The sequence below is a fragment of the Phaeobacter sp. CC-HEC084 genome (genome assembly GCF_059429255.1).
In genome coordinates, this window is the sequence record NZ_JCAIJQ010000004.1 from 202,077 (window position 1) to 226,061 (window position 23,985).

22 protein-coding genes are annotated in these 23,985 nt (G+C 62.3%); 16 read left to right on the top strand and 6 right to left on the bottom strand.

Features of this window, described 5'->3' with window-relative positions:
• Positions 1–40 precede the first annotated feature (40 nt).
• Both AC5SSZ_RS14950 and AC5SSZ_RS14955 read right to left on the bottom strand, forming a co-directional pair.
• Positions 41–1,717, bottom strand: a complete 1,677-nt coding sequence (locus tag AC5SSZ_RS14950; protein WP_274868408.1) for a Na/Pi cotransporter family protein — start codon at positions 1,715–1,717, stop codon at positions 41–43.
• A 15-nt stretch (positions 1,718–1,732) separates the two neighbouring features.
• Positions 1,733–2,533: a DeoR/GlpR family DNA-binding transcription regulator gene (locus tag AC5SSZ_RS14955; RefSeq protein ID WP_368998140.1), complete on the bottom strand. Its 801-nt coding sequence runs from the start codon at positions 2,531–2,533 to the stop codon at positions 1,733–1,735.
• A gap of 187 nt (positions 2,534–2,720) precedes the next feature.
• Here AC5SSZ_RS14955 and AC5SSZ_RS14960 point away from each other — a divergent pair, with 187 nt between their 5' ends.
• Together AC5SSZ_RS14960 and AC5SSZ_RS14965 are read left to right on the top strand one after the other, a co-directional pair.
• On the top strand, positions 2,721–4,271 hold the full coding sequence (locus AC5SSZ_RS14960; RefSeq protein WP_495438575.1) for a sulfatase-like hydrolase/transferase: 1,551 nt from the start codon (positions 2,721–2,723) through the stop codon (positions 4,269–4,271).
• Between the two features lie 93 nt (positions 4,272–4,364).
• Positions 4,365–5,621, top strand: a complete 1,257-nt coding sequence (locus tag AC5SSZ_RS14965) for a glycerate kinase type-2 family protein (protein ID WP_495438577.1) — start codon at positions 4,365–4,367, stop codon at positions 5,619–5,621.
• Positions 5,622–5,648: 27 nt separating this feature from the next.
• Here AC5SSZ_RS14965 and hpaR read toward each other — a convergent pair whose 3' ends face one another.
• Positions 5,649–6,083, bottom strand: a complete 435-nt coding sequence (gene hpaR, locus AC5SSZ_RS14970) for a homoprotocatechuate degradation operon regulator HpaR (RefSeq protein ID WP_065271606.1) — start codon at positions 6,081–6,083, stop codon at positions 5,649–5,651.
• 119 nt (positions 6,084–6,202) lie between these two features.
• Here hpaR and AC5SSZ_RS14975 point away from each other — a divergent pair, with 119 nt between their 5' ends.
• The 13 genes from AC5SSZ_RS14975 (at position 6,203) to AC5SSZ_RS15035 (ending at position 19,165) form a co-directional block, all read left to right on the top strand.
• Positions 6,203–6,595: a 5-carboxymethyl-2-hydroxymuconate isomerase gene (locus tag AC5SSZ_RS14975; protein WP_274833300.1), complete on the top strand. Its 393-nt coding sequence runs from the start codon at positions 6,203–6,205 to the stop codon at positions 6,593–6,595.
• Positions 6,595–8,103, top strand: coding sequence for a 5-carboxymethyl-2-hydroxymuconate semialdehyde dehydrogenase (hpaE, locus tag AC5SSZ_RS14980; RefSeq protein WP_495438579.1), 1,509 nt, complete (start codon positions 6,595–6,597; stop codon positions 8,101–8,103). The genes AC5SSZ_RS14975 and hpaE overlap by 1 nt, the downstream gene beginning before the upstream one ends.
• A gap of 42 nt (positions 8,104–8,145) precedes the next feature.
• Complete coding sequence (gene hpaD, locus AC5SSZ_RS14985) at positions 8,146–8,997, top strand: 3,4-dihydroxyphenylacetate 2,3-dioxygenase (protein WP_274868400.1); 852 nt, start codon at positions 8,146–8,148, stop codon at positions 8,995–8,997.
• Positions 8,998–9,022: 25 nt separating this feature from the next.
• On the top strand, positions 9,023–10,003 hold the full coding sequence (hpaD, locus tag AC5SSZ_RS14990; RefSeq protein ID WP_368948431.1) for a 3,4-dihydroxyphenylacetate 2,3-dioxygenase: 981 nt from the start codon (positions 9,023–9,025) through the stop codon (positions 10,001–10,003).
• A 99-nt stretch (positions 10,004–10,102) separates the two neighbouring features.
• Entirely contained in the window at positions 10,103–11,527 is a 1,425-nt protein-coding gene (locus AC5SSZ_RS14995; RefSeq protein ID WP_495438582.1) for a pyridoxal phosphate-dependent decarboxylase family protein, read from the top strand.
• Complete coding sequence (locus AC5SSZ_RS15000; RefSeq protein ID WP_495438584.1) at positions 11,527–12,384, top strand: fumarylacetoacetate hydrolase family protein; 858 nt, start codon at positions 11,527–11,529, stop codon at positions 12,382–12,384. Before AC5SSZ_RS14995 ends, AC5SSZ_RS15000 begins: the two co-directional genes overlap by 1 nt.
• Positions 12,381–13,181, top strand: coding sequence for a 2-oxo-hept-4-ene-1,7-dioate hydratase (gene hpaH / locus AC5SSZ_RS15005; RefSeq protein ID WP_495438586.1), 801 nt, complete (start codon positions 12,381–12,383; stop codon positions 13,179–13,181). Before AC5SSZ_RS15000 ends, hpaH begins: the two co-directional genes overlap by 4 nt.
• A gap of 43 nt (positions 13,182–13,224) precedes the next feature.
• Positions 13,225–13,995, top strand: a complete 771-nt coding sequence (locus AC5SSZ_RS15010) for an HpcH/HpaI aldolase family protein (RefSeq protein ID WP_369001746.1) — start codon at positions 13,225–13,227, stop codon at positions 13,993–13,995.
• 209 nt (positions 13,996–14,204) lie between these two features.
• The gene (locus tag AC5SSZ_RS15015; protein ID WP_274830357.1) at positions 14,205–15,380 is read left to right on the top strand and encodes a substrate-binding domain-containing protein; all 1,176 of its coding nucleotides are present in this window, start codon (positions 14,205–14,207) and stop codon (positions 15,378–15,380) included.
• A gap of 133 nt (positions 15,381–15,513) precedes the next feature.
• On the top strand, positions 15,514–16,293 hold the full coding sequence (locus AC5SSZ_RS15020; protein WP_369001744.1) for an ABC transporter ATP-binding protein: 780 nt from the start codon (positions 15,514–15,516) through the stop codon (positions 16,291–16,293).
• The gene (locus AC5SSZ_RS15025) at positions 16,286–17,008 is read left to right on the top strand and encodes an ABC transporter ATP-binding protein (RefSeq protein ID WP_495438587.1); all 723 of its coding nucleotides are present in this window, start codon (positions 16,286–16,288) and stop codon (positions 17,006–17,008) included. The genes AC5SSZ_RS15020 and AC5SSZ_RS15025 overlap by 8 nt, the downstream gene beginning before the upstream one ends.
• A 58-nt stretch (positions 17,009–17,066) precedes the next feature.
• Positions 17,067–18,098, top strand: a complete 1,032-nt coding sequence (locus AC5SSZ_RS15030) for a branched-chain amino acid ABC transporter permease (RefSeq protein WP_495438588.1) — start codon at positions 17,067–17,069, stop codon at positions 18,096–18,098.
• On the top strand, positions 18,095–19,165 hold the full coding sequence (locus tag AC5SSZ_RS15035) for a branched-chain amino acid ABC transporter permease (protein ID WP_065271619.1): 1,071 nt from the start codon (positions 18,095–18,097) through the stop codon (positions 19,163–19,165). Before AC5SSZ_RS15030 ends, AC5SSZ_RS15035 begins: the two co-directional genes overlap by 4 nt.
• Positions 19,166–19,852: 687 nt before the next feature.
• Here the strand turns inward: AC5SSZ_RS15035 and AC5SSZ_RS15040 are convergent.
• The 3 genes from AC5SSZ_RS15040 to AC5SSZ_RS15050 form a co-directional block, all read right to left on the bottom strand.
• Positions 19,853–20,212, bottom strand: a complete 360-nt coding sequence (locus AC5SSZ_RS15040) for an aspartate-semialdehyde dehydrogenase (RefSeq protein ID WP_274830359.1) — start codon at positions 20,210–20,212, stop codon at positions 19,853–19,855.
• 143 nt (positions 20,213–20,355) lie between these two features.
• Positions 20,356–21,378, bottom strand: a complete 1,023-nt coding sequence (locus tag AC5SSZ_RS15045; RefSeq protein WP_274830360.1) for an aspartate-semialdehyde dehydrogenase — start codon at positions 21,376–21,378, stop codon at positions 20,356–20,358.
• 95 nt (positions 21,379–21,473) lie between these two features.
• Positions 21,474–22,649 (bottom strand): MFS transporter, encoded by a 1,176-nt coding sequence (locus tag AC5SSZ_RS15050; protein WP_495438590.1) that lies wholly within the window; start codon positions 22,647–22,649, stop codon positions 21,474–21,476.
• 150 nt (positions 22,650–22,799) lie between these two features.
• Here AC5SSZ_RS15050 and AC5SSZ_RS15055 point away from each other — a divergent pair, with 150 nt between their 5' ends.
• Entirely contained in the window at positions 22,800–23,951 is a 1,152-nt protein-coding gene (locus tag AC5SSZ_RS15055) for a DUF3095 domain-containing protein (protein WP_274830362.1), read from the top strand.
• Positions 23,952–23,985: the final 34 nt, after the last annotated feature.

The following is a 23,985-nucleotide window of genomic DNA, read 5'->3' on the forward strand; positions in this document are numbered from 1 at the left end:
ATGACAGGAGAGTTCAGGGCATTTTCGGCGGCGATCACTGTCAGCCTGCCGGTTCCGGTGTCATGTCCTCGATCAGACGCGTCTCCAGCAGCTGCCCGTTGCGATAGAGCACCGGATAGGACACCGCCGCGATATGACTGTTGAACTCCCGCAGCGCCCGCAGCGTCTCCAGATGGATGTCCGAGGATTCAAAACTATCAGCCACTCCGCGTTGCAGGCGCTTCAGGTGCCGTTTGCGGCTGTCGCGCTCCATCCGCTTGACCTCGGTCTTTTCCAGGTTGAGCAGTCGCGCGCTTTCCAGATCGTCCGAGATCAGCACGTTCGAAGCCAGCCGCAGATTGGCCATGATGGCTTCGTGCATGCGGGTGATTTCGCTCCAACCGTCGCTGGAGAACCGTAGGCCCTTACGGTTCAGATCCCCTGCCAGCGCTGCCAGCCGCGCGGCAGCAACATCCCCGGCTGTTTCCAGACGGATCGCGTATTCGACCATCTCCCGTGCAGTTTTCAGCTCGGCCCTGTCAAAGCTGTCCTCGGGGATGCCCGCCACATAGGAACGGATCCCAGACAGGCAGGCGTTGACCTCATGATCAAGCGCCTGAACCGCCTTGATCTGCGCGGCATCACCACTGCGGTACAGTTCGGGCAGCGGGCGGAACATCGCTTCGATCAGGCCGGACATGCGCAGCAACTCGCGCTTGAGATCGGCCACCGCCTGCGCCGGGGAGGCATAATCGCCCGGCACCAGCGCGCTGACCGGACGGCCCGGCACCACATCCTCGGGGGCGGCTGGTTCAGGTAGCAGCCGGATCATCAGCCCCTGCATGGGACGGCACAGCGGCAGGGCCACGCACAGAAGCGATGCGTTGAAGGCGAGATGCGCATAAACCAGCGTCTGCCCGCCTTGCAGATCGCCCAACAGCCCCTCGCGCAGGGCTTCGTTCGCCGCCACAAGACAGATCACCGCCCAGCTGCCACGCAGCCCGAGATTGGCAAAGGGGATCCGCCGGGCCTTGATCGCCATGCCCCGGCTCAGCCAGATCGGAATGAAGGCCGAGCCGAAGTTCGCCCCCAGCACCAGCGACAGACCGGCGGCAAAGGGCAGCGCTCCGATCTGTACCAGCGTGACACACATCAGGATGGCCGCGACCGAGGAATGCATCACGAATGCCAGCGCCCCGCCCACAAGGAAGGCGGTGATGTAATCGCGCGCCAGATAGCCCGCAATGGCAGGCAGAAAGGCGCTGTCGCGGATCGGATCCATCGCCTCGCGCAGGAAACGCAGAGAGATCAAGATAAAGGCAACCCCCAGCAGGATCCGCCCCAACTGGCGGGGTTTCTTGGCTTCAGTCTTCACGAACAGGTAGCCACCGATGGCCAGTAAAACCGGCACCAGCCAATCCAGCCGGAACGACAGGATCTGAATGATCAGCGCCGAACCGAGATCGCCGCCCAACACGATGGCCAGACCCGCCGGAAAGGCGAGATAACCACTGGCGGCAAATCCCGTCACCAATAGCGCCACCGCAGCCGAGCTTTGCAGCACCAGCGCCAAACCGATCCCGGACAGCCCGGCCTGCACCTGACTGTCGGCGCCGGTCAGCAGCCGCTGGAAAGAGGCGCCATAGCTGCGCTCGATGCCGGTGCGCACCATGCGCACGGCAAACAACAGCAGCATCGTCGCCCCGGCCAGGCTGATCAGAAAGGTCAGTATCGCCATGTCTGTCTTCGTACCTCAGTCTTCTTTTTCATTATCTGCCTGCTCAGCGATGACGGCGCTGATCCCCCAGTCCGCCAGCGCCTTTGTCAATTTCTTCCCCGGCGGCAGGTCGGTCACGAGAAGGTCCAGTTCCTCCGGCGCAGGGCCGCGATGGGGGGCCGTCTTGCCGAATTTGGGATGCGCCAGCACCACGATCACCCGCTCAGCACCCTCTGCGGCCACCTGAACCAGCCGTGCCTCGGGGGCGTTCTGGTACAGAACTCCGTGTTTTGCCGATAGCGCATCCGCCGACAGAACCGCCACATCAAACGCGAACCGACCGGCCTGCTGCTCTGTCACCGGTCCGAAGGTGCCCCGTTCATCGCCCTGCATTTCGCCGCCCAGAACATGCACCCGGTTGCCATTGTGGTTCGACAGGACCTGCGCCACGCCGATGGAATTGGTCACCACGGTCAGCCCCACCTTCTGCCGCAACGCCTCCGCCACAAAGGCAGTGGTGGATCCGACATCCAGAAACACCGTCATGCCATCACCGATCTCCGCAGCCGCGGCCTCGGCGATGCGGAGCTTTTCCTCCGGGTTTTCACCGATGCGGCGAAAAAAACTGGCGCCTGCCTGCGCGCCTGTCAGATGCGCACCGCCATGCACCCGTCCGATCAACCCCGCCTTGGCCAGCGTCTTGATCGTGCGACGCACGGTTTCTTCCGACACATCCAGCACCCGCGCCAGTTCAGCGTTACGCCCCGATCCGCCCAGATGGCGCAGGGCGTCCATCAGTTCGGCTTCGCGGCGTGATAAAGTCGGAGCAGTCGGCATGCTGGTCGGCCTCAATACCCAAGATGGAGCGCGTTTTAGACCTCAAAACGGCCAAAACCACAAGTTAAATCCACACAATTCCACAAATACCGGTCAATAATCACATGATTGTGTGGTGCAGAAAAGACTTTCCAAACCCCGAAGGGCGGGATTATCTGGCAAAAGACAGCCTGAAAAGAGACGCGCCATGGCCCAACCGGATCAACCCCGGAAGAATGTTCTGTTCATCCTCATCGACCAGCTGCGGGCCGATTGCCTGACCGGCGCCCTGGCCGAGCATGTGGAACTGCCGAACCTGCGCGCCTTCATGGAAAGCGCCGTCACCTTCGAGCGCAATTACACGGTGGTGAACCCCTGCGGCCCTTCGCGCGCCTCGATCCTGACCGGGCAATACGCGATGAACCACCGCTCGGTCCGCAATGGCACGCCGCTGCGCCACGATGCGCCTACGCTGGCCGGAGAAATGCGAAAGGCAGGCTATCTGCCGATGCTGTTCGGCTATACCGACACCTCCCGCGATCCTCGGGTGCATCACCCGAAAGACCCGGCGGTACAGACCTATGAATACCACATGGCCGATTTCCACGAGATGCTGGAGATGCGGCTCGAAATGTCCTACCCGTGGCGTTCCCACCTGATGAACAAGGGCTACACCTTCGAGGACTACTGGGATCTCTACAAACCCGTCTCGCCCACTGGCGGCGCGCCCCACCTCAACGATCCGGCCCCCTACCGGGCCGAGGACAGCGACACCGCCTTTCTGACCGACCGGTTTCTGGCCACCATGCCCGCCTATGGCGATCAAAGCTGGTTCGCGCATCTGACCTATATCCGTCCGCACCCGCCGCTGGTGGCGCCTGCGCCCTATAACGATATGTACGATCCCGCCGCGCTGCCCCTGCCCAACCGGCTGGCCGATGCAGAGGCCGAGCGCGCCTTGCATCCGTTTTTCGGCCCTGCCATCGATGCGGTGACGCCCGCCTCCACCGTGCTGGGCTTTCCCGATCTGGGCGCCGATGACGACGTGGTACAGACACTGCGCGCGATCTACCTGGGGCTGGCAAGCGAGGTGGACGCCCATATCGGACGGGTCCTGCAGTTCCTGAAGGACAGCGGCCAGGAGGACAACACCCTTGTCATCATAAGCGCCGACCATGGCGAGATGCTGGGAGACCGGCACAGTTGGGGCAAGTTCTCGGTCTATGACGCAGCCTATCAGACGCCCCTGATCGTGCGCCTGCCGGGCAATGGCGCGCGCGCTGGGAGCGGGGTGCAGGAGATCACCGAGTCGATCGACCTGACGCCCACCATTCTGGACTGGGTCGGACAGGAGATCCCAAATGCGATGGACGGCACCTCCCTGTTGCCGCTGCTGCGGGGTGAGGCACCTGCGGACTGGCGCCGCTATTCCTATTCCGAGCTGGACTTCGCAGTCCCCGCCACCACCGGCGCAGGCGCCTTTGGCATCCGGCCATCGGAGGCCTCTCTCGCGATCCTGCGCGATGAGCGGTTCACCCTGGTCGAGTTTGCGGCCGACCTGCCGCCGATCCTGTTTGATCACCATGGCGCAGGGGAAATGGAAAATGTCGCCGGGGATCCCGCCCTGCAGGCGGATCTGGCGCGGCTGACCCGCACCATGCTGCGCCACCGGATGAAGAACGCCGACCACACGTTGTCGCTGCACGAGATCACCACCGACGGGCCGCGCGCGCATAGGCGCCAGCGCCCCGGCGGTTGACGCTGCACGCCTCTATCGGGCAGAAGATTTTGCGAATTTAGCGATAACATCCCGGCGCCGCCCGGATGCCGCGATCTGACAGGGATGATGCCCATGACCGACCTCCGTGACACCGCCCTGAAACTGTTCTCTGCCGCCGTGGAACGCGCCGATCCAGCGCTCGCCCTACGCCATCAGATTACCGTGCATCCGCTGCCGCCCTGCCCCGAGGGCGGGCGCACCCTGATCCTCGCCGTGGGCAAGGCCGCTATCCCGATGATGCACGAGGCGCTGGAGCATATTCCGCAGCCCCGGGCGGCGCTTGTGGTGACCAACCCGGAAAACATCTGCGATCTGCCCGGGGCGCGCGTGCTGGCGGGCAGCCATCCCGTCCCGGATGAGGCCAGCGCCGCAGCGGGTCGCGCGGTGATCGACTTTCTTGCAGGCACCACCCCACTGGATCGGGTGATTGCCCTCATGTCGGGCGGCGGTTCCGCCCTGATGGTGGCGCCTGCACCGGGTCTGACCCTCGCGGACAAGGCAGAGGTCGGGCGTCTGCTGCTCGCCTCGGGGCTTGAGATCAACGAGATGAACCTGGTCCGCCAGCAGCTGTCAGACCTGAAGGGCGGCGGGCTATTGCGCCATGCGGCACCCGCCCCGGTCACGGCCTATCTGCTGTCTGATGTGATCGGCGATGATCTGCGCGCCATTGCATCCGGTCCGACGGTGTCCCCCATCGGCACCCGGAGCGACGCTCGCGCGGTGCTGGAACGGGCGGGCATCTGGACGGATTGCCCTGCAGCGGTACAGGCGCATCTGTCTGCTCCCGAAACGCCTGCCAACCTGCCAGAGGCTGAGAATATCCTGATCGGATCGAACCGGCATAGCCTAGCTGCCATGAAACAGGCGGCAGAGGGGTGGCAGGCAGAGATCGTCAGCGATCACCTCACCGGAGACGTGGCGGAAGCCGCCGAAACCGTGATCGCGGCCGCGCGCAACGCCGCAACTGACCTGCCCGTCGCGCTGATCTTTGGCGGGGAAACCACAGTGCGGCTGGCCGGTGACGGCCTGGGCGGGCGCAACCAAGAACTCGCGCTGCGGGTGGCGCAGCTGGGCGCCGCGCAGCTCACTGGCAACTGGCTGTTCCTCTCGGGCGGCACCGATGGGCGTGACGGACCGACCGATGCAGCCGGCGGACTTGTCGGCCATGGCACCTGGCAGGCCATCCGGGACGCCGGGCAGGACCCCGAGGCGCTTCTGGCCAATAACGACAGCTACGCCGCGCTCAAATCCGCAGATGCATTGCTGATGACCGGCGGCACCGGCACCAATGTCGCCGATGTCCAGGTCTTCCTGCGCCTGCCCGATTAAGCCTCGGCCCAAAGGCCTAACGACGCCCTAGAGGTCGATCTTGTCCAGATCGTTCAGCAGGTCGAGCAGTGCCTCATAACGCTCCTCACCCATCTTGTTCCGGGTCCGGGCGGCCAGTTCCATGCTGGCACCGATATTGTCATCGATGATCTGCTCTCCTGCTGCGGTGATCGTGATCACCTGACGGCGCCGGTCGCTCTCGTCGCGGCTGCGGCTGATCAGCTGTTTTTCCTCAAGCTTTTGCAGAATGCGGGTCAGGCTAGGCAGCAGCAGGCAGGCCTCTTCCGAAATCTGGGTCGGGTCTGTAGGCCCGCTTTCCTGCACCACGCGCAGCACCCGCCACTGCTGTTCAGTGAGGTTCACGTCGCTCAGGAGCGCTCGAATCGGGCCCATGACCCGCTCACGCGCCCGCAACAAGGCAATCGGCAGCGAACGGTCGGTGGATGGCAGTGCTTTTGTCATGTGCGTTTATCACCTCAAAATCAGGCAAAACGCAATTGGAATGGACGATATCCCGCACAGTTGACCACAGGCGCGGATTTTGTTACACATGTTAATGATCTAGGGAGGAGCACGGATCAATGCCCCATATCACGGTGGACTATTCCCCGAATGTCGCAGGCTATGCGGATATTGCCGGTCTGTGCAACCGGCTGCGCCTTGCGGCGGCGGACACCGGCGTGCTGCCCCTGGCCGGGATCCGGGTGCGCGCCTTTGCCGCGACCCATGTCTCGATTGCCGATGGCGATCCGCAGCACGGGTATGTGGACATTGCAGTCCGCCTGCGCGGCGGCCGCGATCTGGACACCCGTAAACGCGCCACGACGGAGATTTTTGAGGCCGCGCGGCACTATCTGGAACCCGCCATGCAGGCCCACTCTCTCGCGCTGTCGTTCGAGATGCGCGACATCGACCCCGATCTTTCCCCCAAATGCGGTACCATCCGCGACCATATGAAGAAGGCAGAGCAGTGATGAGCGATCTGGCCAGCAATATCGAGAAACTCAGCGGCTATCTGGCGCGGTTCAAGGACACCGGCATCCAGAACCGCATCGCCGGGCAGGACGTGACCGGATCCGGCGGTGTGTTCCAGTCGACCTCCCCGGTGGACAAGAGCGTGATCTGCGATGTGGCGCGCGGCTCTGAGGCCGACGTTAACCAAGCCGCTGCCGCAGCCAAGGCAGCCTTTCCGGCCTGGCGCGACATGCCCGCCACCGAGCGGCGCAAGATCCTCTTGCGCATTGCCGATGCGATCGAGGCCCGCGCAGAGGAAATTGCCCTCTGTGAATGCTGGGACACCGGCCAGGCCCTGCGGTTCATGTCCAAGGCCGCCCTGCGCGGGGCTGAGAATTTCCGCTATTTCGCCGATCAGGTGGTGCAGGCCCGCGATGGCCAGCACCTGAAATCGCCCACCCTGATGAATATCACCACCCGCGTGCCCATCGGCCCGGTCGGGGTGATCACGCCGTGGAACACGCCCTTCATGCTGTCCACATGGAAGATCGCGCCTGCCTTGGCGGCGGGCTGCACCGTGGTCCACAAACCGGCCGAGGATTCGCCGCTCACCGCGCGCCTGCTGGTCGAGATCGCCGAGGAGGCAGGCCTGCCGCCGGGTGTCCTCAACACCGTCAACGGCTATGGCGAAGACGCAGGAAAACGCCTGACCGAACATCCCGACATCAAGGCCATCGCCTTTGTTGGCGAAAGCCGCACCGGGAGCCTCATCACCAAGCAGGGTGCCGATACGCTGAAGCGGGTGCATCTGGAACTGGGCGGCAAGAACCCGGTTATCGTCTTTGACGACGCCGATCTGGACCGCGCTCTGGATGCGGTGATCTTCATGATCTATTCGATCAACGGCGAACGCTGCACCTCTTCCTCGCGCCTTCTGGTGCAGGACAGCATCCGCGCCGAATTCGAGGCCAAGCTGGTGGAGCGCGTCAATCGCATCAAGGTGGGCCATCCGCTCGACCCCACCACCGAAATCGGTCCGCTGATCAGCAAGGAGCATTTCGACAAGGTAACCTCCTATTTCGGCATCGCCCGCGAAGATGGCGCCACAGTTGCTGCAGGGGGTGAGACCGTAGGCGACGAAGGTTATTTCGTGCGCCCCACCCTGTTCACCGGCGCCAACAACCAGATGCGTATCGCACGCGAAGAGATCTTTGGCCCGGTGCTGACCTTGATCCCCTTTGCGACCGAGGAAGAGGCGCTAGAGATCGCCAATGACACGCCCTACGGGCTGACCGGCTATGTCTGGACCAACGATCTCACCCGCGCGCTGCGCTTTACCGACCGGCTGGAAGCAGGGATGATCTGGGTAAACAGCGAAAACGTCCGCCACCTGCCCACCCCCTTTGGCGGGGTCAAGGCATCGGGCATCGGTCGCGACGGCGGCGACTGGAGCTTTGAGTTCTACATGGAACAGAAACATATCGGTTTCGCCACCGGCCAGCACAAGATCGCGCGTCTGGGCGCCTGATCACCCTTTCGGAAACGCGCGCAACCTTTCGGGAGGAGACCCATGGGAGAGATCGTTCTTGCCGCCAAGATGACCCACGTGCCCACCATGCTCATGTCCGAGCAGGAGGGCCCCATCAAAGGCACCCGCCAGCCCGCCATCGACGGGCACCGTGAAATCGCCCGCCGGGCCAAGGCGCTTGGCGCTGATACCGTGGTGATCTGCGACACCCATTGGGTGATCAACGCGGGCTTTCACATCAACGCCAACAAACGCTTCGAGGGGCTTTTTACCTCGAACGAGTTCCCGCAGTTCATCCAGGATCTGCCTTACGGCTATGACGGCAACCCCGAGCTGGGTGATGCCATCGCGAAAGAAGCCTCGGACCGGGGCGCCTATACGCTGGCGCATCATCTGGACAGTCTGGAATTGGAATACGGAACCCTGGTGCCGATGCGCTTCATGAGCCGGGAGCACGACATGAAGGTCGTCTCTGTCGCGGCCTGGGCCACGGTACATGGCCACGACGAAAGCCGTATCGTCGGCGAAGCCATCCGCGCCGCCGTTGAAGCCTCAAACAGCAAGGTGTTGCTGGTTGCCTCCGGGTCTTTGTCCCACAAGATCTGGGCCAATAAGGACTACGCCGCCAACAATGGCACCTTCACCATCAGTTCGGAGTTCAACCGCCAGATGGACCTGCATGTGCTGGAGATGTGGAAGAATGGCGATCACGCGACCTTCCTGAAAATGCTCAGCGAATATGCGCAATTCTGCTGCGGCGAAGGCTCGATGCATGACACGGCGATGCTCTATGGCGCGCTGGGATGGGATGCCTATGATGGCAAATGCGAGGTGGTGACGCCCTATTTCCCCAGCTCCGGCACCGGCCAGACAAACGTGATTTTCCCGGTCTGAACCCCGGATCAACAAGGAGGCACAGATGCCCGTTCCCGCCCCCGTTCTATACCCGCCCTTCAACATCGTCCGCCTCAGTCATGTGGAATATGCGGTGACGGATCTGGCCGCCAGCCGCGCCTTTTACGTGGACACGCTGGGCCTTCAGGTGACGCATGAGGATGACGCCCGCATCTATCTGCGCGCGATGGAGGAACGCGGTCATCACTGCATCGTTCTGGTGCAGGCGGACGCGCCGTCGGTGGCGGTTCTGGGGTTCAAGCTGTTCGACGAGCCCGATCTCGACAAGGCTGCGGATTTCTTTGCCGCCAAGGGGCTGCCTGTGGAATGGGTGGAGCGCCCGCATATGGGCCGCACATTGCGCACCCGCGATCCCTGGGGCATTCCGCTGGAGTTCTACGTCAAGATGGACCGGCTGGAGCCGATCCACCAGAAATACAGGCTCTATAACGGGGTAAAACCGCTCCGCATCGACCATTTCAACATGTTCTCGGCCGATGTCGACGCCAGCGTCGCCTTCTATAACGAGATCGGATTCCGCGTCACCGAATACACCGAGGATGACGACAGCGGCAAAGTCTGGGCCGCCTGGATGCACCGCAAGGGCGGCGTGCATGACGTGGCCTTTACCAATGGTCTTGGCCCGCGCCTGCATCACACCGCCTTTTGGGTGCCGAACCCACTGGCCATCATCGACCTACTCGACCTGATGGCGACCACCGGTTACGTGGACAATATCGAGCGCGGCCCCGGACGGCACGGGATCTCCAATGCGTTTTTCCTCTATGTGCGCGACCCGGACGGGCACCGGATCGAGATCTATTGCTCGGATTACCAGACTTGCGATCCCGACCTTGAACCGATCAAATGGTCGCTTACGGATCCGCAGCGCCAGACCCTTTGGGGGGCGCCAGCGCCGCGCAGCTGGTTCGAGGAAGGGTCAAGTTTTGAAGGGGTAGAGCCACAGCCCAGCGCCCTGACCGCGCAGCCGATCATTGCACCGTAGAACAACATCAGGACAGCGACTGAACCTTGAGGAGGCGAGAAGCGCCTTCCCAAGGTCAGACGCTGTCCAGGCCAAGGCCCGTACATTGGAGCTTAACTTATGAAATGGGATGAATTCTCAGACTGGGGCCGCAAGGTCGCCGACTGGGCACAGGACTATCACCTGACCGTGGGCGAGAAACCCGTGCGCGCCCGCACCGAGCCGGGCGAAGTGCTGAACGCTCTGCCCAGCCGCCCGCCCGAGGCTGGGATCGGCATGGAAAAAATCTTTGCCGACTTCGAAGAGATCGTGATGCCCGGCATCACCCATTGGCAACACCCGCGCTTCTTTGCCTATTTCACCTCGAATGCCGCGGCGCCATCGGTACTGGCGGAATTCCTGGTCTCGGCCATCGCTCCGCAATGCATGCTCTGGCAGACCTCTCCGGCGGCGACCGAGATGGAAACCCGGATGATGGATTGGCTGCGTCAGGCGCTGGACCTGCCAGAGCCGTATCAAGGCGTCATTCAGGACAGCGCCTCTTCGGCCACCCTGGCGGCGGTGCTAACCATGCGGGAAAAGGCGCTGAACTGGAAAGGCAACGAAGAGGGCCTGTTCAACCAGAAACCGCTACGCGTCTATTGTTCCTCCGAGGTGCATACCTCGATCGACCGCGCGATCTGGGTCGCGGGCATCGGCCAGCAGAACCTGGTGCGCATCCCCATCAAGGGTGATTGGCGCGGTATGGATCCCGAAGCGCTGGAGGCGGCAATCGAGGCTGACATCGCCGCAGGATTGCAGCCCGCAGGGGTGATCCTTTGCGTCGGCGGCACCGGCACCGGCGCCACCGATCCCGTGGACAAGGTAATGGATGTGGCCGAGAAATACGGCCTTTACACCCATGTGGACGCGGCCTGGGCCGGGTCGGCGATGATCTGCCCCGAGTACCGCCACTACTGGCCGGGGATCGAACGCGCCGACAGCATCGTCTTCAACCCGCACAAATGGCTCGGCGCACAGTTCGACTGCTCGGCCCATTTCCTCAAGAATCCCGACGATCTGGTGCAGACGCTGGCAATCAGCCCCGAGTATCTGAAGACTCACGGCAAGGACGGCATCATCAACTATTCCGAATGGTCGGTGCCGCTGGGCCGCCGCTTCCGGGCGCTGAAGATCTGGTTCCTCATTCGCACCTATGGCCTTGAGGGGCTACGCAATCGCCTGCGCAACCACGTGAACTGGTCGGTCCAGCTGCATGACAAGCTCGCCGCGACGCCGGATTTCGAGATCGTGACCCCGCCCATGTGGTCGCTCTGGACCTTCCGCTATGCGCCCGAAGGCGCCACGGATCTGGATGCGCTGAACCTGGCGCTGGTCAATGCGATCAACGATGACGGGCGAATTTACCTGACGCAGACCCGCGTCGATGGCGATCTGGTGATCCGCTTCCAGGCGGGTCAGTTCGAAACCACGGAAAGCGACGTGATGATGGCCCATGATGTCATCACCGAAATCGCCGCCAGCCTGACAGAAGGAGCCGATTGATGCGATTTGCCACCTATAGCGCCAATGGCGAGACTTATTACGGCGCCGTCACGGACGAGGGTATGGCCGCCTTGTCGCCCGGCTTCCCCCATTGGCCGACCCTGCGTGATGTGATCGCCGCCGATGGGCTGCACGATCTGGCCGTGGCTGCCAAAGGTCACCCGGTGACCCACCCGAATGGCACATTCACCTACCAGATCCCCGTGCCCAACCCGGAGAAAATCATTTGCGTCGGGGTGAACTTCCCTGACCGCAATGCCGAATACAAGGACGGCCAGGAAGCGCCGCCCAACATGTCGCTGTTCATCCGCTTCCCGCGCTCATTCAGCGGGCAAGGCCAGCCACTGATCCGTCCGCCGGAAACGCCGCAGCTGGATTACGAGGGCGAGATCGCGATTGTCATCGGCAAGGGGGGCCGCCGCATCAAGGCCGAGGATGCCTATGACCACATCGCCGCCTTGACCCTTTGCAACGAGGGCACCCTGCGCGACTGGGTGCGCCATGCGAAATTCAACGTGACGCAAGGCAAGAACTGGGACAATTCCGGCGCCATGGGGCCGTGGCTGGTGCCGTTCACCTCGGCGGCGCAACTGGATGATGTGCGTCTCACAACCCACGTGAATGGAGAGCTGCGCCAGGACGACCGTACCAGCCGGATGCTGTTCCCGATCCGCCGCCAGATCGAATATATCTCGACCTTCACCACGCTGGTGCCCGGCGATGTCATCGTGACCGGTACCCCCACCGGGGCCGGCGCGCGGTTCGATCCGCCCCGCTTCCTGAAACCCGGTGACGAGATCAAGGTCGAGGCCGAAGGCATCGGCACGCTCACCAACACGGTAGAGGACGAAGCATGACCCCCGACCAGCACGCAGAAGCCGCCGCGCGCCTGCTGACAGCCGAAGAAACCGGCCAGCAATGCGGGCTACTGTCCCTCGCCTATCCCGGCATGACGCTGGAAGATGCATACGCCGTGCAAGAGGCGCTGGTGGCGCAGAAACTGGCGCAGGGGCGCAAGAAGATCGGCTGGAAGATCGGCCTGACCAGCCGCGCCATGCAGCAAGCGCTGAACATCACCACCCCCGACAGCGGCGTGCTGCTGGATGACATGGCCTTTGAGACAGGCAGCACCGTGCCCGCCGGGCGCTTCATCCAGCCCCGCGCCGAGGCCGAGATCGCCTTTGTCATGAATGCACCCCTTGCAGGTGCCGACTGCACCCGCGATGACGTGATTGCCGCCACCGACTATGTGACGCCCTCGCTTGAGATCCTCGACACCCGCATCCTGCGCGCCGATCCCGCCACCGGGCAGGCCCGCATCATCACCGACACCATCAGCGACAATGCCGCCAATGCGGGTGTCGTGCTGGGCAACCAGCGCCACACCATCGACGCGTATGATCTGCGCTGGGTCGGTGCCATCGTCGCCCGCGACGGTACCGTCGAGGAAACCGGTCTGGGTGCCGGGGTGCTGAACGATCCCGTCACCGCGGTCCTGTGGCTGGCGCGCCGCATGGCGGAATATGGACAACAGATCGAAGCCGGGGATATCGTCCTCTCGGGGTCGTTCATCCGGCCCATCGAATGCCCTCCGGGCAGCGAGATCACCGCCGATTTTGGCCCCTTTGGCCAAGTCGCCATTTCATTCGCCTGACCGCCCCTACCTGACCGCCCCAATTTGTCCAAAGAGGTTTTCCATGCCCGCACCCAAGAACAGCTTCAAACAGGCCCTCACCGAGGGCAAACGCCAGATCGGCTGCTGGATGAGCTTTGCCGAACCCTCCGTGGCCGAGATCATGGGCACCTGCGGCTTTGACTGGCTGGTGGTGGATGGCGAACACGCGCCCAACGACATCCGCTCGATCCGGGATCAGCTGATGGCGCTGGAAGCCTCCGACAGCCACCCGGTGGTGCGCGTCCCGATTGGCGAGACTTGGATTATCAAGCAGGTGTTGGATGCAGGCGCACAAACCGTTCTGGTGCCCATCGTCGAAAGCGCCGAACAGGCCGAGGAATTGGTGCGCGCTTGCAAGTACCCGCCCCATGGCACCCGTGGTGTCGGCGCTGCGGGCGCGCGGGCCAGCCGGTTCGGATCGGTCAGCGAATACATCCAGACCGCTGATCAGGAGATCTGCCTGCTGGTGCAGGTGGAAAACCGCGCCGGGATCGCCGCGCTGGATGACATCCTGCAGGTCGAGGGCATCGACGGTGTCTTTATCGGTCCGGCAGATTTGTCGACCGACATGGGTCATCAGGGCAACGCCGCCCACCCCGAGGTGCGCGCGGTGATCGCAGGCGCGCTGGAACATATCCGTGCTGCAGGCAAGGCGCCCGGCATCCTTGGCGTCACCGAAGAGGCGACACAGGCCTATTTCGACATGGGCGCGCAGTTCCTTGCAGTGGGTCTGGATGTGTTGATCCTGGCCCAGAACGCCCGCAAGCTGGCCGCCGACTGGAAGGCGCGCTAAGCCTCAATTGCCTCCCTGTCAGCCCCATTGGCGCAGAGGTTCTTCATTCGCAGGCCCGCAGTGGTTTCCCCGCTGCGGGCCTGCTACGTATTTCCCTGCAATTGACCGGTTTTACCTTCCGCCAGTAGCCTGCAATCACAGGAGCGAGAGCGCGCCAGGACCAAGGGAACACCCCGAAAGAGACCGGCGCGACATCAGGGAGGACAACTATGAAACGCGCTATTCTTGCGGGTATGGTGTCGGCGCTTGCCTTGGCTTCGGCCGCAGCAGCAGACATCAAGATCGCCCATATCTACGGCAAAACCGGCCCTTATGAGGCCTACGCCAAACAGTCCCATGACGGGCTGATGCTGGGGCTGGAATACGCCACCGGCGGCACCATGGAGATCAACGGCGAAAAGATCGTCGTGATCGAAAAGGACACCCAGCTGAAGCCGGAAAACGGCAAGGCCCTCCTGGAAGAGGCCTATGGCGATGACGAGGTCGATCTGGCCATCGGTCCGGTCAGCTCGGGCGTGGCATTGGCCATGCTGCCGGTTGCCGAGGAATACGAAAAGCTGCTGATCGTGGAACCCGCCGTGGCCGACAGCATCACTGGCGCAAACTGGAACCGCTATATCTTCCGCACCGGGCGCAACTCGTCGCAGGACGCGGTCTCCAACGCCATCGCACTGGCCGGTGAAGACACCCATATCGCCACGCTGGCGCAGGACTATGCCTTTGGCCGCGATGGCATCGCCGCCTTCAAGGAAGCGCTGGAAAGCGTCGGCAGCGACGTTGCGCACGAAGAATACGTGCCCACCGACACCACCGACTTCACTGCAGCCGCCGAGCGGATCTTCAACGCGATGAAGGATCTGGACGGCAAGAAGAAGCTGTTCGTGATCTGGGCCGGTGGCGGCAACCCGATGAGCAAGATCAACGCCATGGACCCCAGCCGGTTCGGCATTGAAATGGCAACGGGCGGCAACATCCTGGCGGCGATGAAGGCCTACAAGGAATTCCCCGGCATGGAAGGCGCCACCTACTACTACTATGAAATCCCGCAGAACCCGGTGAACGACTGGCTGGTGAAAGAGCACGAAGCCCGCTTTGGCGCGCCGCCGGATTTCTTCACCGCAGGTGGCATGACCGCTGGTATCGCCGCAGTCGAGGCCATCAAGAAGGCCGGTTCGACCGACACCGAAGAGCTGATCACCGCGATGGAAGGCATGGAATGGGAAACCCCCAAGGGCACCATGATGTTCCGCGCCGAAGATCACCAGGCTCTGCAGCCCATGTATCACTTCAAGATCAAGGTCGAAGACGGCGTTGAATGGGCAGTCCCGGAACTGGTGCGCGAGCTGGGTATCGACGAGCTGCCGATCCCAATCCGCAACCAGTAACCCTTCAGAACCAGCGGTCCGGGGCGCCATGCCCCGGACCGCCCTTTGTCCGACCTGGCCATCGCATGGCCCATTTCCGCAGCCCCGGCGCCCGTTGTTTCAGGCCGCCGGCGCGGGCAGACCAGAGACTGACATGACTTCCTCTCCCATACTGAGTACCCGTGACCTGACGGTCCGATTTGGCGGCCACGTCGCTGTCGATGCGGTGACCTGCGATTTTCATCCCGGGCAGCTGACCGCGATTGTCGGCCCCAACGGCGCGGGCAAGACGACCTATTTCAACCTGATTTCAGGCCAGATCTCCGCCAGCGCCGGGCGCGTCTTTCTGCATGACCGCGATATCAGCGGTCAGTCGGTCTCTGCCCGCACCCGCGCCGGGATCGGCCGAGCCTTTCAGCTCACCAACCTGTTTCCCAACCTGTCGGTTCTGGAAAACGTGCGTCTGGTGGTGCAGGCCAAATCGGGCCGCAGCTTCAACCTCTGGTCCATGGTCTCGCGCCACGGCGATCTAACCGCCGAAGCCGAGGCGATCCTGCAGCGCGTGCGCCTGCTGGAACAGCGCGAACAGGTGGTGTCAGAACTGTCCCACGGCAATCAGCGTAAACTGGAAGTCGCGCTGCTGATCGCGCTCGATCCCGCTGTCTATATGTTCGATGAACCCACCGCAGGCATGAGCGTTGATGAGGCTCCGGTGGTGCTGGACCTGATTGAGGAACTGAAAGACCAACGGAACCGCACGATCTTGCTGGTCGAACACAAGATGGACGTGATCCGCACCCTCGCCGACCGCATCATCGTTTTGCACAACGGCGCCCTCGCCGCTGATGGTCCCCCGGCCGAGGTCATGGCCTCGGATGTGGTGCAGGAGGCCTATATGGGCCGCGGTCTCGAAGGAGTACTGGCCGATGTCTGATCCGATCCTGCAACTCGAAGGCGTCTATACCAACATCGCGCAATATCACATCCTGCAAGGGGTGGATCTGCAGGTGCCGCGCGCTGCCGTGACCATGCTTCTGGGCCGCAACGGCGTCGGTAAGACCACCACCCTGCGCACCGTGATCGGCCACTGGCGCGCCCATCAGGGCCGCATCCTGTTCGATGGCGAGGATATCACCAAGCTGCCCACCCCGGCGATTGCCCGCATGGGGCTCGGCTTCGTGCCTGAGGACATGGGAATCTTCGCTGATCTCACGGTCGAGGAAAACATGGTGCTGGCCGCCGTCTCCGGCCCGATCAACTCGGCCCGGCTCGACTGGATCTTTGCCGCCTTCCCGCCGCTCAAAACCTTCTGGAAATCCGAGGCCGGGAATCTGTCGGGTGGGCAAAAACAGATGCTGTCGATTGCCCGCGCCATGGTCGAGGAACGCAAGCTTTACCTCATCGACGAGCCGACCAAGGGTCTGGCGCCCGCCATCATCTCGACCATGGCACGCGCTCTGAAGGATCTCAAAGATCAAGGCGCCTCGGTGCTGTTGGTGGAACAGAACTTTGCCGTCGCCAAGGCGCTGGGAGACAGTGCCAATGTGATGGACGACGGGCGGATGATCTGGTCCGGCGAAATGCAGGAGCTGGCAACCGATGCGGCCCTGCAGGAACGCCTAATGGGCCTCAGTCTGGAGGCACATTGATGACTGTCCTGACGCCAATTCGCCCTGAACAGCAGATAAACCTATTGGGAGGCCAGCCATGAGCGCCGCACCTGAACACGCCCCCAAGATGGCCGACGTTTCACTGCGCGACCGTATCGCACCGCATATGCCAGTCCTGCTGGTGCCGCTGATCGCCATCGCCGGGTTCCTCGCCATCCAGAACCCCTCAAGCTGGCTGACACTGACGGTGTCGGGTCTGGCCATGGGGATGATGATTTTCATCATGGCCTCGGGCCTGACGCTGGTCTTTGGCCTGATGGATGTGATCAATTTCGGCCATGGTGCCTTTGTCTCGGTCGGGGCCTTTGTCGGCATTTCGGTGCTGCTGCTCCTTGGGCATATGACCGAGGCGCCCTCGCTGCTCCTGAACCTTGCGGCGCTGCTGGTGGCGGTGTTGGGCGCCATGATTGCCACTGGCATCATGGGCTGGGCCTTTGAAAAGGTGATCGTGGAGCCGGTCTATGGCCACCACCTGAAGCAGATCCTGGTGACCATGGGTGGGCTGATCGTGGTCGAACAGCTGATCGTCGTGCTCTGGGGCCCCGAGGAAATCTACATCCTGCGTCCCGAGGCGCTGAAAGGCGCGATCACCTTTGCCGGGGCCGCGATCGAGAAATACCGTCTGGTGGCAGTTGGCGTCGGCCTTGCGGTCTTCCTCGCCATGCGCTGGATGCTGCGACGGACAAAGATCGGCCTGATCGTGCGGGCCGGGGTTGAGAACGGTGAGATGGTACAGGCGCTCGGCTATCGGCTGCGACTGGTCTTCGTCGGTGTCTTCATCGCCGGGTCCGCGCTCGCGGGTCTGGGCGGCGTGATGTGGGGCCTCTACCAGGAGGTCGTCACCGCCCATATGGGTAATCAGGCGATGATCCTGATCTTCATCGTGGTGATCATCGGTGGGCTTGGCTCAGTCGAGGGCTGTTTCATCGGCGCCCTGCTGGTCGGGCTTTTGCAGAATTACATCGCCTTCATCGAACCCAAGGCGGCGCTGATTTCCAATATCGCCCTGATGGTCACCATCCTGATGTGGCGCCCGATGGGCATGATCCCGGTGGTAAAAGCGAAATGATACGTACCCTTCTTTCGGGCGATATGCCCCGCTCCGTGCCGCTGGCGCTGATTCTTGGTGTGATCCTTGTCTGCCTGGCGCTGGCGCCCTTCCTCTTTCCCGGCGTGCGCACGGTGGATACGGCAGCACGCATCTGCATCTTCATCGTGCTGGTCGCCAGCTACGACCTGCTGCTCGGCTATGGCGGTATCGTCAGCTTCGCCCATACGATGTTCTTTGGTATCGGCGCCTACGGGGTAGCGCTGGCCTCGACCCATCTGGGGCGCGGCTTTGACTCCATCGCCATCGGCGCCATCGCCGGAGCAGGCGTTGCAGCGCTTCTGGCGCTGGTGATCGGCCTGTTCTCCCTGCGGGTGCGGGCGATCTTCTTTGCCATGATTACGCTGGCGGTGGCTTCGGCTGTCGCGGTGCTGGTCAGCCAGCTCTCGGGCCTGACCGGCGGCGAAGACGGGCTGACCTTCAAGACCCCGCGCGAACTTGGTCCGGCCTTCAAATTCGGCAAGGAAGCCTTTGACGGCCAGCTGTTCGGAGTAAAGCTGAACGGCAAGCTCCTGGCCTATTACTTCGTTTTCATTGGCGCGCTGGTGCTGTTCCTCGGCCTGTTGCGGGTGGTGAACTCACCCTTTGGCCGTGTCCTGCAAGCGATCCGCGAAAACGATTTCCGGGCCGAGGCAATCGGCTACAAGGTGGTTTACTACCGGGTAGCGGCCACCTGCCTCTCGGCAGCAGCAGCTGCCCTCGCTGGCGCGCTCTATGCCGTCTGGCTGCGCTACGTGGGGCCGGACACCTCGCTGTCGATGGAGATCATGATCGATATCCTGCTGATGGTAGTGATCGGCGGCATGGGAACCATGTATGGCGCAGTCGTTGGCGCAACGCTCTTCGTGCTGGCGCAGAACTATCTGCAAAACCTGATGGGCGCCGCGTCCGAGCTGACCAGCGCTCTGCCTCTGCTACCGGACCTGCTCAATGCGGACCGCTGGCTGTTGTGGCTGGGCGTCCTGTTCATCCTCAGCGTCTATTTCTTCCCGACCGGTATCGTCGGCCGCCTGCGCAACAGCGGATAGGGTCCCCGGGTCAAGGGCGGCGCGGCCGCCGCACCACAGGTGCGGTTCACCCTTGACGCGGATACATACCCAATAATCGATCTGGCGTCTTGAGAGGCAGAATGGCCCCTCAAGGCGCCTCTCAGCAAATCCCTGCGCCGCGCAAGCGGCGCCAGGCCCAACCAACAGAGACGGATCTTCGATCCGGCGATGGTGGGCGGGAGCCCACGGCTCGCCCGCCTGACCTCAGGCACCGCTATCGAGACATTAGGGGCTAGACAGACAAACAGGGTGCCGAGAGAGAGCGGCACCCTGTTCAAAACTGCGCAAATATCAGCCCGGCACCGTCAACGCCGCCAACCACCAATCCCAAGGTAGGGATGCAATGTCCGACCTCTGCCAAAGGGGGGGCAGGATGGCGGGCCGGACGGGACTGGTTGTCAGCGACGTCAGGGACAGTGCAGGATCTCAAGACCCCGCGGGAATAAGTAAACCTTACCGTATTTCGGAGGCTGCGCCTATCTGCCCGAAGGGGCAAACAGCCGGGCCATTTTTGCGTTAACCTAGCCAAAAGGATAGATGTTGCTGCTGGTACGCGGCAACGCGCTGGGGGCTGATACGTTGCGGGCCGATCCGCCTCTCACCACAGCCACCACAGGAAGCACCCCCTCCGGACAGCCGCTCTCTCTCGACGCCGCTCAGAATGCGCTAGTTGCGCACCGGCAGTTTGCGCACTGCGCGGGTCGGGGCGGTTTTCTTGAAACGCTGCTCCAGCTCTTCGGCAGGGTAGCCGAGGAAGCTGCAGGTGCAGATCTGCACGTGGCTGTGACCATCATAAAGATGCATGTGGCCTTTGGCACGCTTCATGTAGAATCCCTTGGCCTGCAGGGCGCTGCGCAGCTCGGACCAGCTGGTCGCATCATCAAAAATCGGACACAGCGATATACGCAGCTGGATCATCATCTCGGTGTCCAGGCGGCTTTGATCGCAGGCGCTGGACCAGGCCGTCTGGGCCATGGCTGCATCGCCGGTCGTCACGGTTTCACGTTCAAAATCATGGGAGTACATGGCAGCGTTCCTCGTTTTCTCTGGCCCTTACCAGCATGGTCTTGTTTGTGACCACAATGGGGCGGCTGCCGGATGCAAATGGGGCCACTTCTTGCGAAATGGCCCCAGTTTTATTTGGTTTTTAGAGCAAGTTGCGCTGCAACTCAGCCCTTTTTCAGAACCTCACGGCCCAGGAGTTCGGCAATCTGCACCGCGTTCAGCGCTGCGCCTTTGCGCAGGTTGTCACTGACGCACCACAGGTTCAGACCATTGTCGATGGTGCTGTCCTGACGGATCCGGCTGATGAAGGTGGCATAGTCGCCAACGCATTCGACCGGGGTCACGTAACCACCGTCTTCACGCTTGTCGATGACCATGATGCCCGGCGCTTCGCGCAGGATGTCGCGCGCTTCGTCTTCGTCCAGATGGTCTTCGAACTCGACGTTCAGCGCTTCGGAGTGGCCAACAAAGACCGGCACGCGCACACAGGTCGCGGTGACCTTGATGGCGGGATCGACGATCTTCTTGGTCTCGGCGACCATCTTCCACTCTTCCTTGGTCGACCCGTCTTCCATGAAGACGTCGATATGCGGAATGACGTTGAAGGCGATCTGCTTGGGGTAGACCTTGGGCGGCACATCCTGAGTCGGATTGTAAACGGCCTTGGTCTGGTCCCACAGCTCATCAATCGCTTCTTTGCCCGAACCGGACACCGACTGATAGGTGCTGACGATCACGCGCTTGATCTTGGCGCGGTCGTGCAGCGGCTTCAGCGCGACGACCATCTGCGCGGTCGAACAGTTCGGGTTGGCGATGATGTTTTTCTTGGAATAGCCGTGCACCGCCTCGGGATTCACCTCGGGCACGATCAGCGGGATGTCCGGATCGTAACGGTACAACGAGGAGTTATCGATCACCACGCAACCGGAAGCCGCCGCCTTGGGCGCATACTTCTTGGTCGCGTCCGAGCCGATGGCGAACAGCGCCATGTCCCAGCCGGTGAAATCGAAGGTGTCCAGATCCTGGGTAGTGAGGGTCTTGTCGCCAAATGTCACTTCGGTTCCCAGGGATTTGCGGCTTGCCAGAACGGCAACCTCATCCACCGGAAACTGGCGCTCGGCCAGAATGTTCAGCATTTCGCGGCCCACGTTACCCGTGGCGCCCGCGATAACGACGCGATAACCCATATTAGTTTCTCCAGTTTTGCCCGGCCTCGTAGCCGGCTGCGGTGTCATATAGGGATTGCGCCAGAATTTAAAGGGCCACCATCACACCATCACCATCAATCCAGGCTATCACGGCTGAACAGATAGATCACACAGCCAAGGAGCAGGGAGGCCGCGAAAAACCCAAACAGGGCAATGTACGGCGCAGCAGGATCGCTCCCTTGCGCCATCTCTGCGTGAATGCGGCCGCTGGCAAATTGCATCAGCCCAACGCCACCGATGCCGAAAAAGTTCAAGAGCGTGACTCCGCGCCCCACCAGATGCGCAGGCACGAAGGCCCGGCCATGGGCGATCACCACCGGGAAGGAGGCGCCGAAGAAGCCGATCCCCGCCATCAGTGCGACTGGCACCCAGACCGGCGCGCCGGTCAGCACAATCAGGGCTACAAGGCCAAGAACCACCGCCATGCTACCGCCCCAGATCACCCATTTGCGTGTGCCCAGCATCCGGTCCAATGGCCCGTAGACAAAGGTGCCGAGGATCATCGCCACACCCATGATCAGGGTGATCAGCCCGATCTGACCGGTCTCCATCCCGTAGACATCGGAAAAATAGGGACCGATCCACAATCCCCGGATCGCAGCTACCGGTGCGTAACTGACCAGCATGATGGGAAAAATCGCCCAGAGCACCGGCATTTTCAAAAGGTCGAGAACGGAGCCTTTGACCTCTGTATGGCTCTTTGGCGGGTCCTTGACCGTCAGCCAGATCCCCGCCGCCACGCTGGCAGAAACGGCGGCCAGCCCGACCAGCGTCGCGCGCCAGCCGACCAGCTCTACTGCCAGCGCCGTGGGATAAGAGGCCACCAGATTGCCAACTGATCCAACCCCAAGCATCAGCGCCGCCAGCGTCGCAAACCGCACCGGCGGATAGGTCTGGGCAAAAATGAAATAAGACGCCATCAGAACTGGCGAACAGCCGATCCCGATCAGGAACATCGCGACCGCAATGTGAAACGGCCCGCTTGCCAGGGCGAACACAAGCGCGCCGCCGCCACCGCCCAGCAACAGCAGAACTGCCGCGCTGCGCCTTGGACCGATATGGTCCAGCGCCCAGCCCACCGGCAGTTGCATCGCCGCAAAGGCCAGGAACCACATCCCCGATGCAAAGGCGAGATCGTCCGGTTTCACCCCAAGATCAGTGCCCAGTACCCCTGTGAGAACCGCCAGAAAAGCTCGGAAAAACTGGCTCAGCACATAGGCCAGGCACAGCAGAATCAATCCCGCCTGCATTCATATCCCCCCGATGCTTCTGTTGCGCGGATCATTCCCGTCGCAAGAGGAGCATTAAATCACGCTGGTGTAACTTGCATGTTTGCCAGATCACTACAATTCCTTTGGAGACCGATATCCCTCGGAACGATTGGAACGGCCAAGGATGCGATGACACGGCAGGACAGGTTTTATGAACAGCTCCCCAAACACGGAGCCTTCTCGGCCCTGGCCCGTCCAGAGGTCTTTGTCCCGCTACCGCAGCACTGGGTGGTATGCTGCACCGACATCGTAGCCTCTACCGACCTGATTGCCGCCGGGGAATACAAGACCGTCAACATGGTGGGCGCCTCGGTCATTGCCGCCATGATGAACACACTCGGCGATACCGCCTTTCCCTATAGTTTCGGTGGCGACGGGGCATCCTTTGCGGTCGCTCCTGAGCACGCGGGCACCGCGCGCGAAACTCTGGCGCGGTTGCGGGATTGGGTCAGAGATGAATTCGGCATCACCCTGCGGGCGGCACAGATGCCGATCGAACGGATCCGCGCCGAGGGGTTAAACGTGACCGTTGCCCGCTATGCAGTGTCCGAGGATGCCGATTATGCGATGTTCTCGGGCGGGGGTCTGGCCTGGGCCGAGCAGCAGATGAAGGCGGGTGCCTACAGCATCGGCGCGGCAGAGACGGAGGAACCTCCGGACCTGACCGGCCTGTCCTGCCGCTGGAGCAATACGCCCGCCCGCAACGGGCTGATTATGTCGCTGGTTGTCCTGCCCGTTGCAGGCACCGGCCCGCATCAGTTTTCACAGATTGCATCCGAACTGCTGGAGCTGACGGCACAACTGGACCGCAGCGGACACCCGGTCCCGGTCAGCGGCCCCGCTCTGAGGTTTCCGCCCCCGGGGCTGATGATCGAAGCGCGTCTTTCGCGGGGCTATATCCCGCTGTCCTTGCGCGCCCTGTGGCTGACCGCAGGGTCCGCCATTGCAAGGTTTCTGTTTGGGCGTGGCAAACCAACCGGCAGTTTTGATCCCGATCACTATCTGTCCGTGCTCAGCGCCAACTCTGACTTCCGAAAATTCGATGACGGGCTGAAGATGACCGTCGATTGTAGCCCTGCCGTGCGGGACCGGGTCCTGGACCTGTTGGAGAGAACACAACAGGCCGGGCAGATTCGCTTCGGCCTGCACGAACAGGACGCAGCCATGGTGACCTGTATCGTGCCCTCTGCCATGCGGGATGATCATGTGCATTTCGTCGATGGGGCTTCGGGCGGCTACACCCAAGCCGCCGCTGACCTGCAACGCCGGACCCAGTCCTGAACCGGCTCTGGCCTGAGCTTACCCCCCATGTGAG

Coding starts and splice junctions, on each gene's coding strand:
- AC5SSZ_RS15010 (WP_369001746.1), top strand. CDS start 13,225: ATGCCCGCACCCAAGAACAGCTTCAAACAGGCCCTCACCGAGGGCAAA.
- AC5SSZ_RS14965 (WP_495438577.1), top strand. CDS start 4,365: ATGACCGACCTCCGTGACACCGCCCTGAAACTGTTCTCTGCCGCCGTG.
- hpaD (WP_274868400.1), top strand. CDS start 8,146: ATGGGAGAGATCGTTCTTGCCGCCAAGATGACCCACGTGCCCACCATG.
- AC5SSZ_RS14950 (WP_274868408.1), bottom strand. CDS start 1,717: ATGGCGATACTGACCTTTCTGATCAGCCTGGCCGGGGCGACGATGCTG.
- AC5SSZ_RS14960 (WP_495438575.1), top strand. CDS start 2,721: ATGGCCCAACCGGATCAACCCCGGAAGAATGTTCTGTTCATCCTCATC.
- AC5SSZ_RS15015 (WP_274830357.1), top strand. CDS start 14,205: ATGAAACGCGCTATTCTTGCGGGTATGGTGTCGGCGCTTGCCTTGGCT.
- AC5SSZ_RS15000 (WP_495438584.1), top strand. CDS start 11,527: ATGCGATTTGCCACCTATAGCGCCAATGGCGAGACTTATTACGGCGCC.
- AC5SSZ_RS15040 (WP_274830359.1), bottom strand. CDS start 20,212: ATGTACTCCCATGATTTTGAACGTGAAACCGTGACGACCGGCGATGCA.
- AC5SSZ_RS14995 (WP_495438582.1), top strand. CDS start 10,103: ATGAAATGGGATGAATTCTCAGACTGGGGCCGCAAGGTCGCCGACTGG.
- hpaE (WP_495438579.1), top strand. CDS start 6,595: ATGAGCGATCTGGCCAGCAATATCGAGAAACTCAGCGGCTATCTGGCG.
- AC5SSZ_RS15025 (WP_495438587.1), top strand. CDS start 16,286: ATGTCTGATCCGATCCTGCAACTCGAAGGCGTCTATACCAACATCGCG.
- AC5SSZ_RS15055 (WP_274830362.1), top strand. CDS start 22,800: ATGACACGGCAGGACAGGTTTTATGAACAGCTCCCCAAACACGGAGCC.
- AC5SSZ_RS14955 (WP_368998140.1), bottom strand. CDS start 2,533: ATGCCGACTGCTCCGACTTTATCACGCCGCGAAGCCGAACTGATGGAC.
- hpaH (WP_495438586.1), top strand. CDS start 12,381: ATGACCCCCGACCAGCACGCAGAAGCCGCCGCGCGCCTGCTGACAGCC.
- AC5SSZ_RS15020 (WP_369001744.1), top strand. CDS start 15,514: ATGACTTCCTCTCCCATACTGAGTACCCGTGACCTGACGGTCCGATTT.
- hpaD (WP_368948431.1), top strand. CDS start 9,023: ATGCCCGTTCCCGCCCCCGTTCTATACCCGCCCTTCAACATCGTCCGC.
- AC5SSZ_RS15050 (WP_495438590.1), bottom strand. CDS start 22,649: ATGCAGGCGGGATTGATTCTGCTGTGCCTGGCCTATGTGCTGAGCCAG.
- AC5SSZ_RS15030 (WP_495438588.1), top strand. CDS start 17,067: ATGAGCGCCGCACCTGAACACGCCCCCAAGATGGCCGACGTTTCACTG.
- AC5SSZ_RS15035 (WP_065271619.1), top strand. CDS start 18,095: ATGATACGTACCCTTCTTTCGGGCGATATGCCCCGCTCCGTGCCGCTG.
- AC5SSZ_RS14975 (WP_274833300.1), top strand. CDS start 6,203: ATGCCCCATATCACGGTGGACTATTCCCCGAATGTCGCAGGCTATGCG.
- hpaR (WP_065271606.1), bottom strand. CDS start 6,083: ATGACAAAAGCACTGCCATCCACCGACCGTTCGCTGCCGATTGCCTTG.
- AC5SSZ_RS15045 (WP_274830360.1), bottom strand. CDS start 21,378: ATGGGTTATCGCGTCGTTATCGCGGGCGCCACGGGTAACGTGGGCCGC.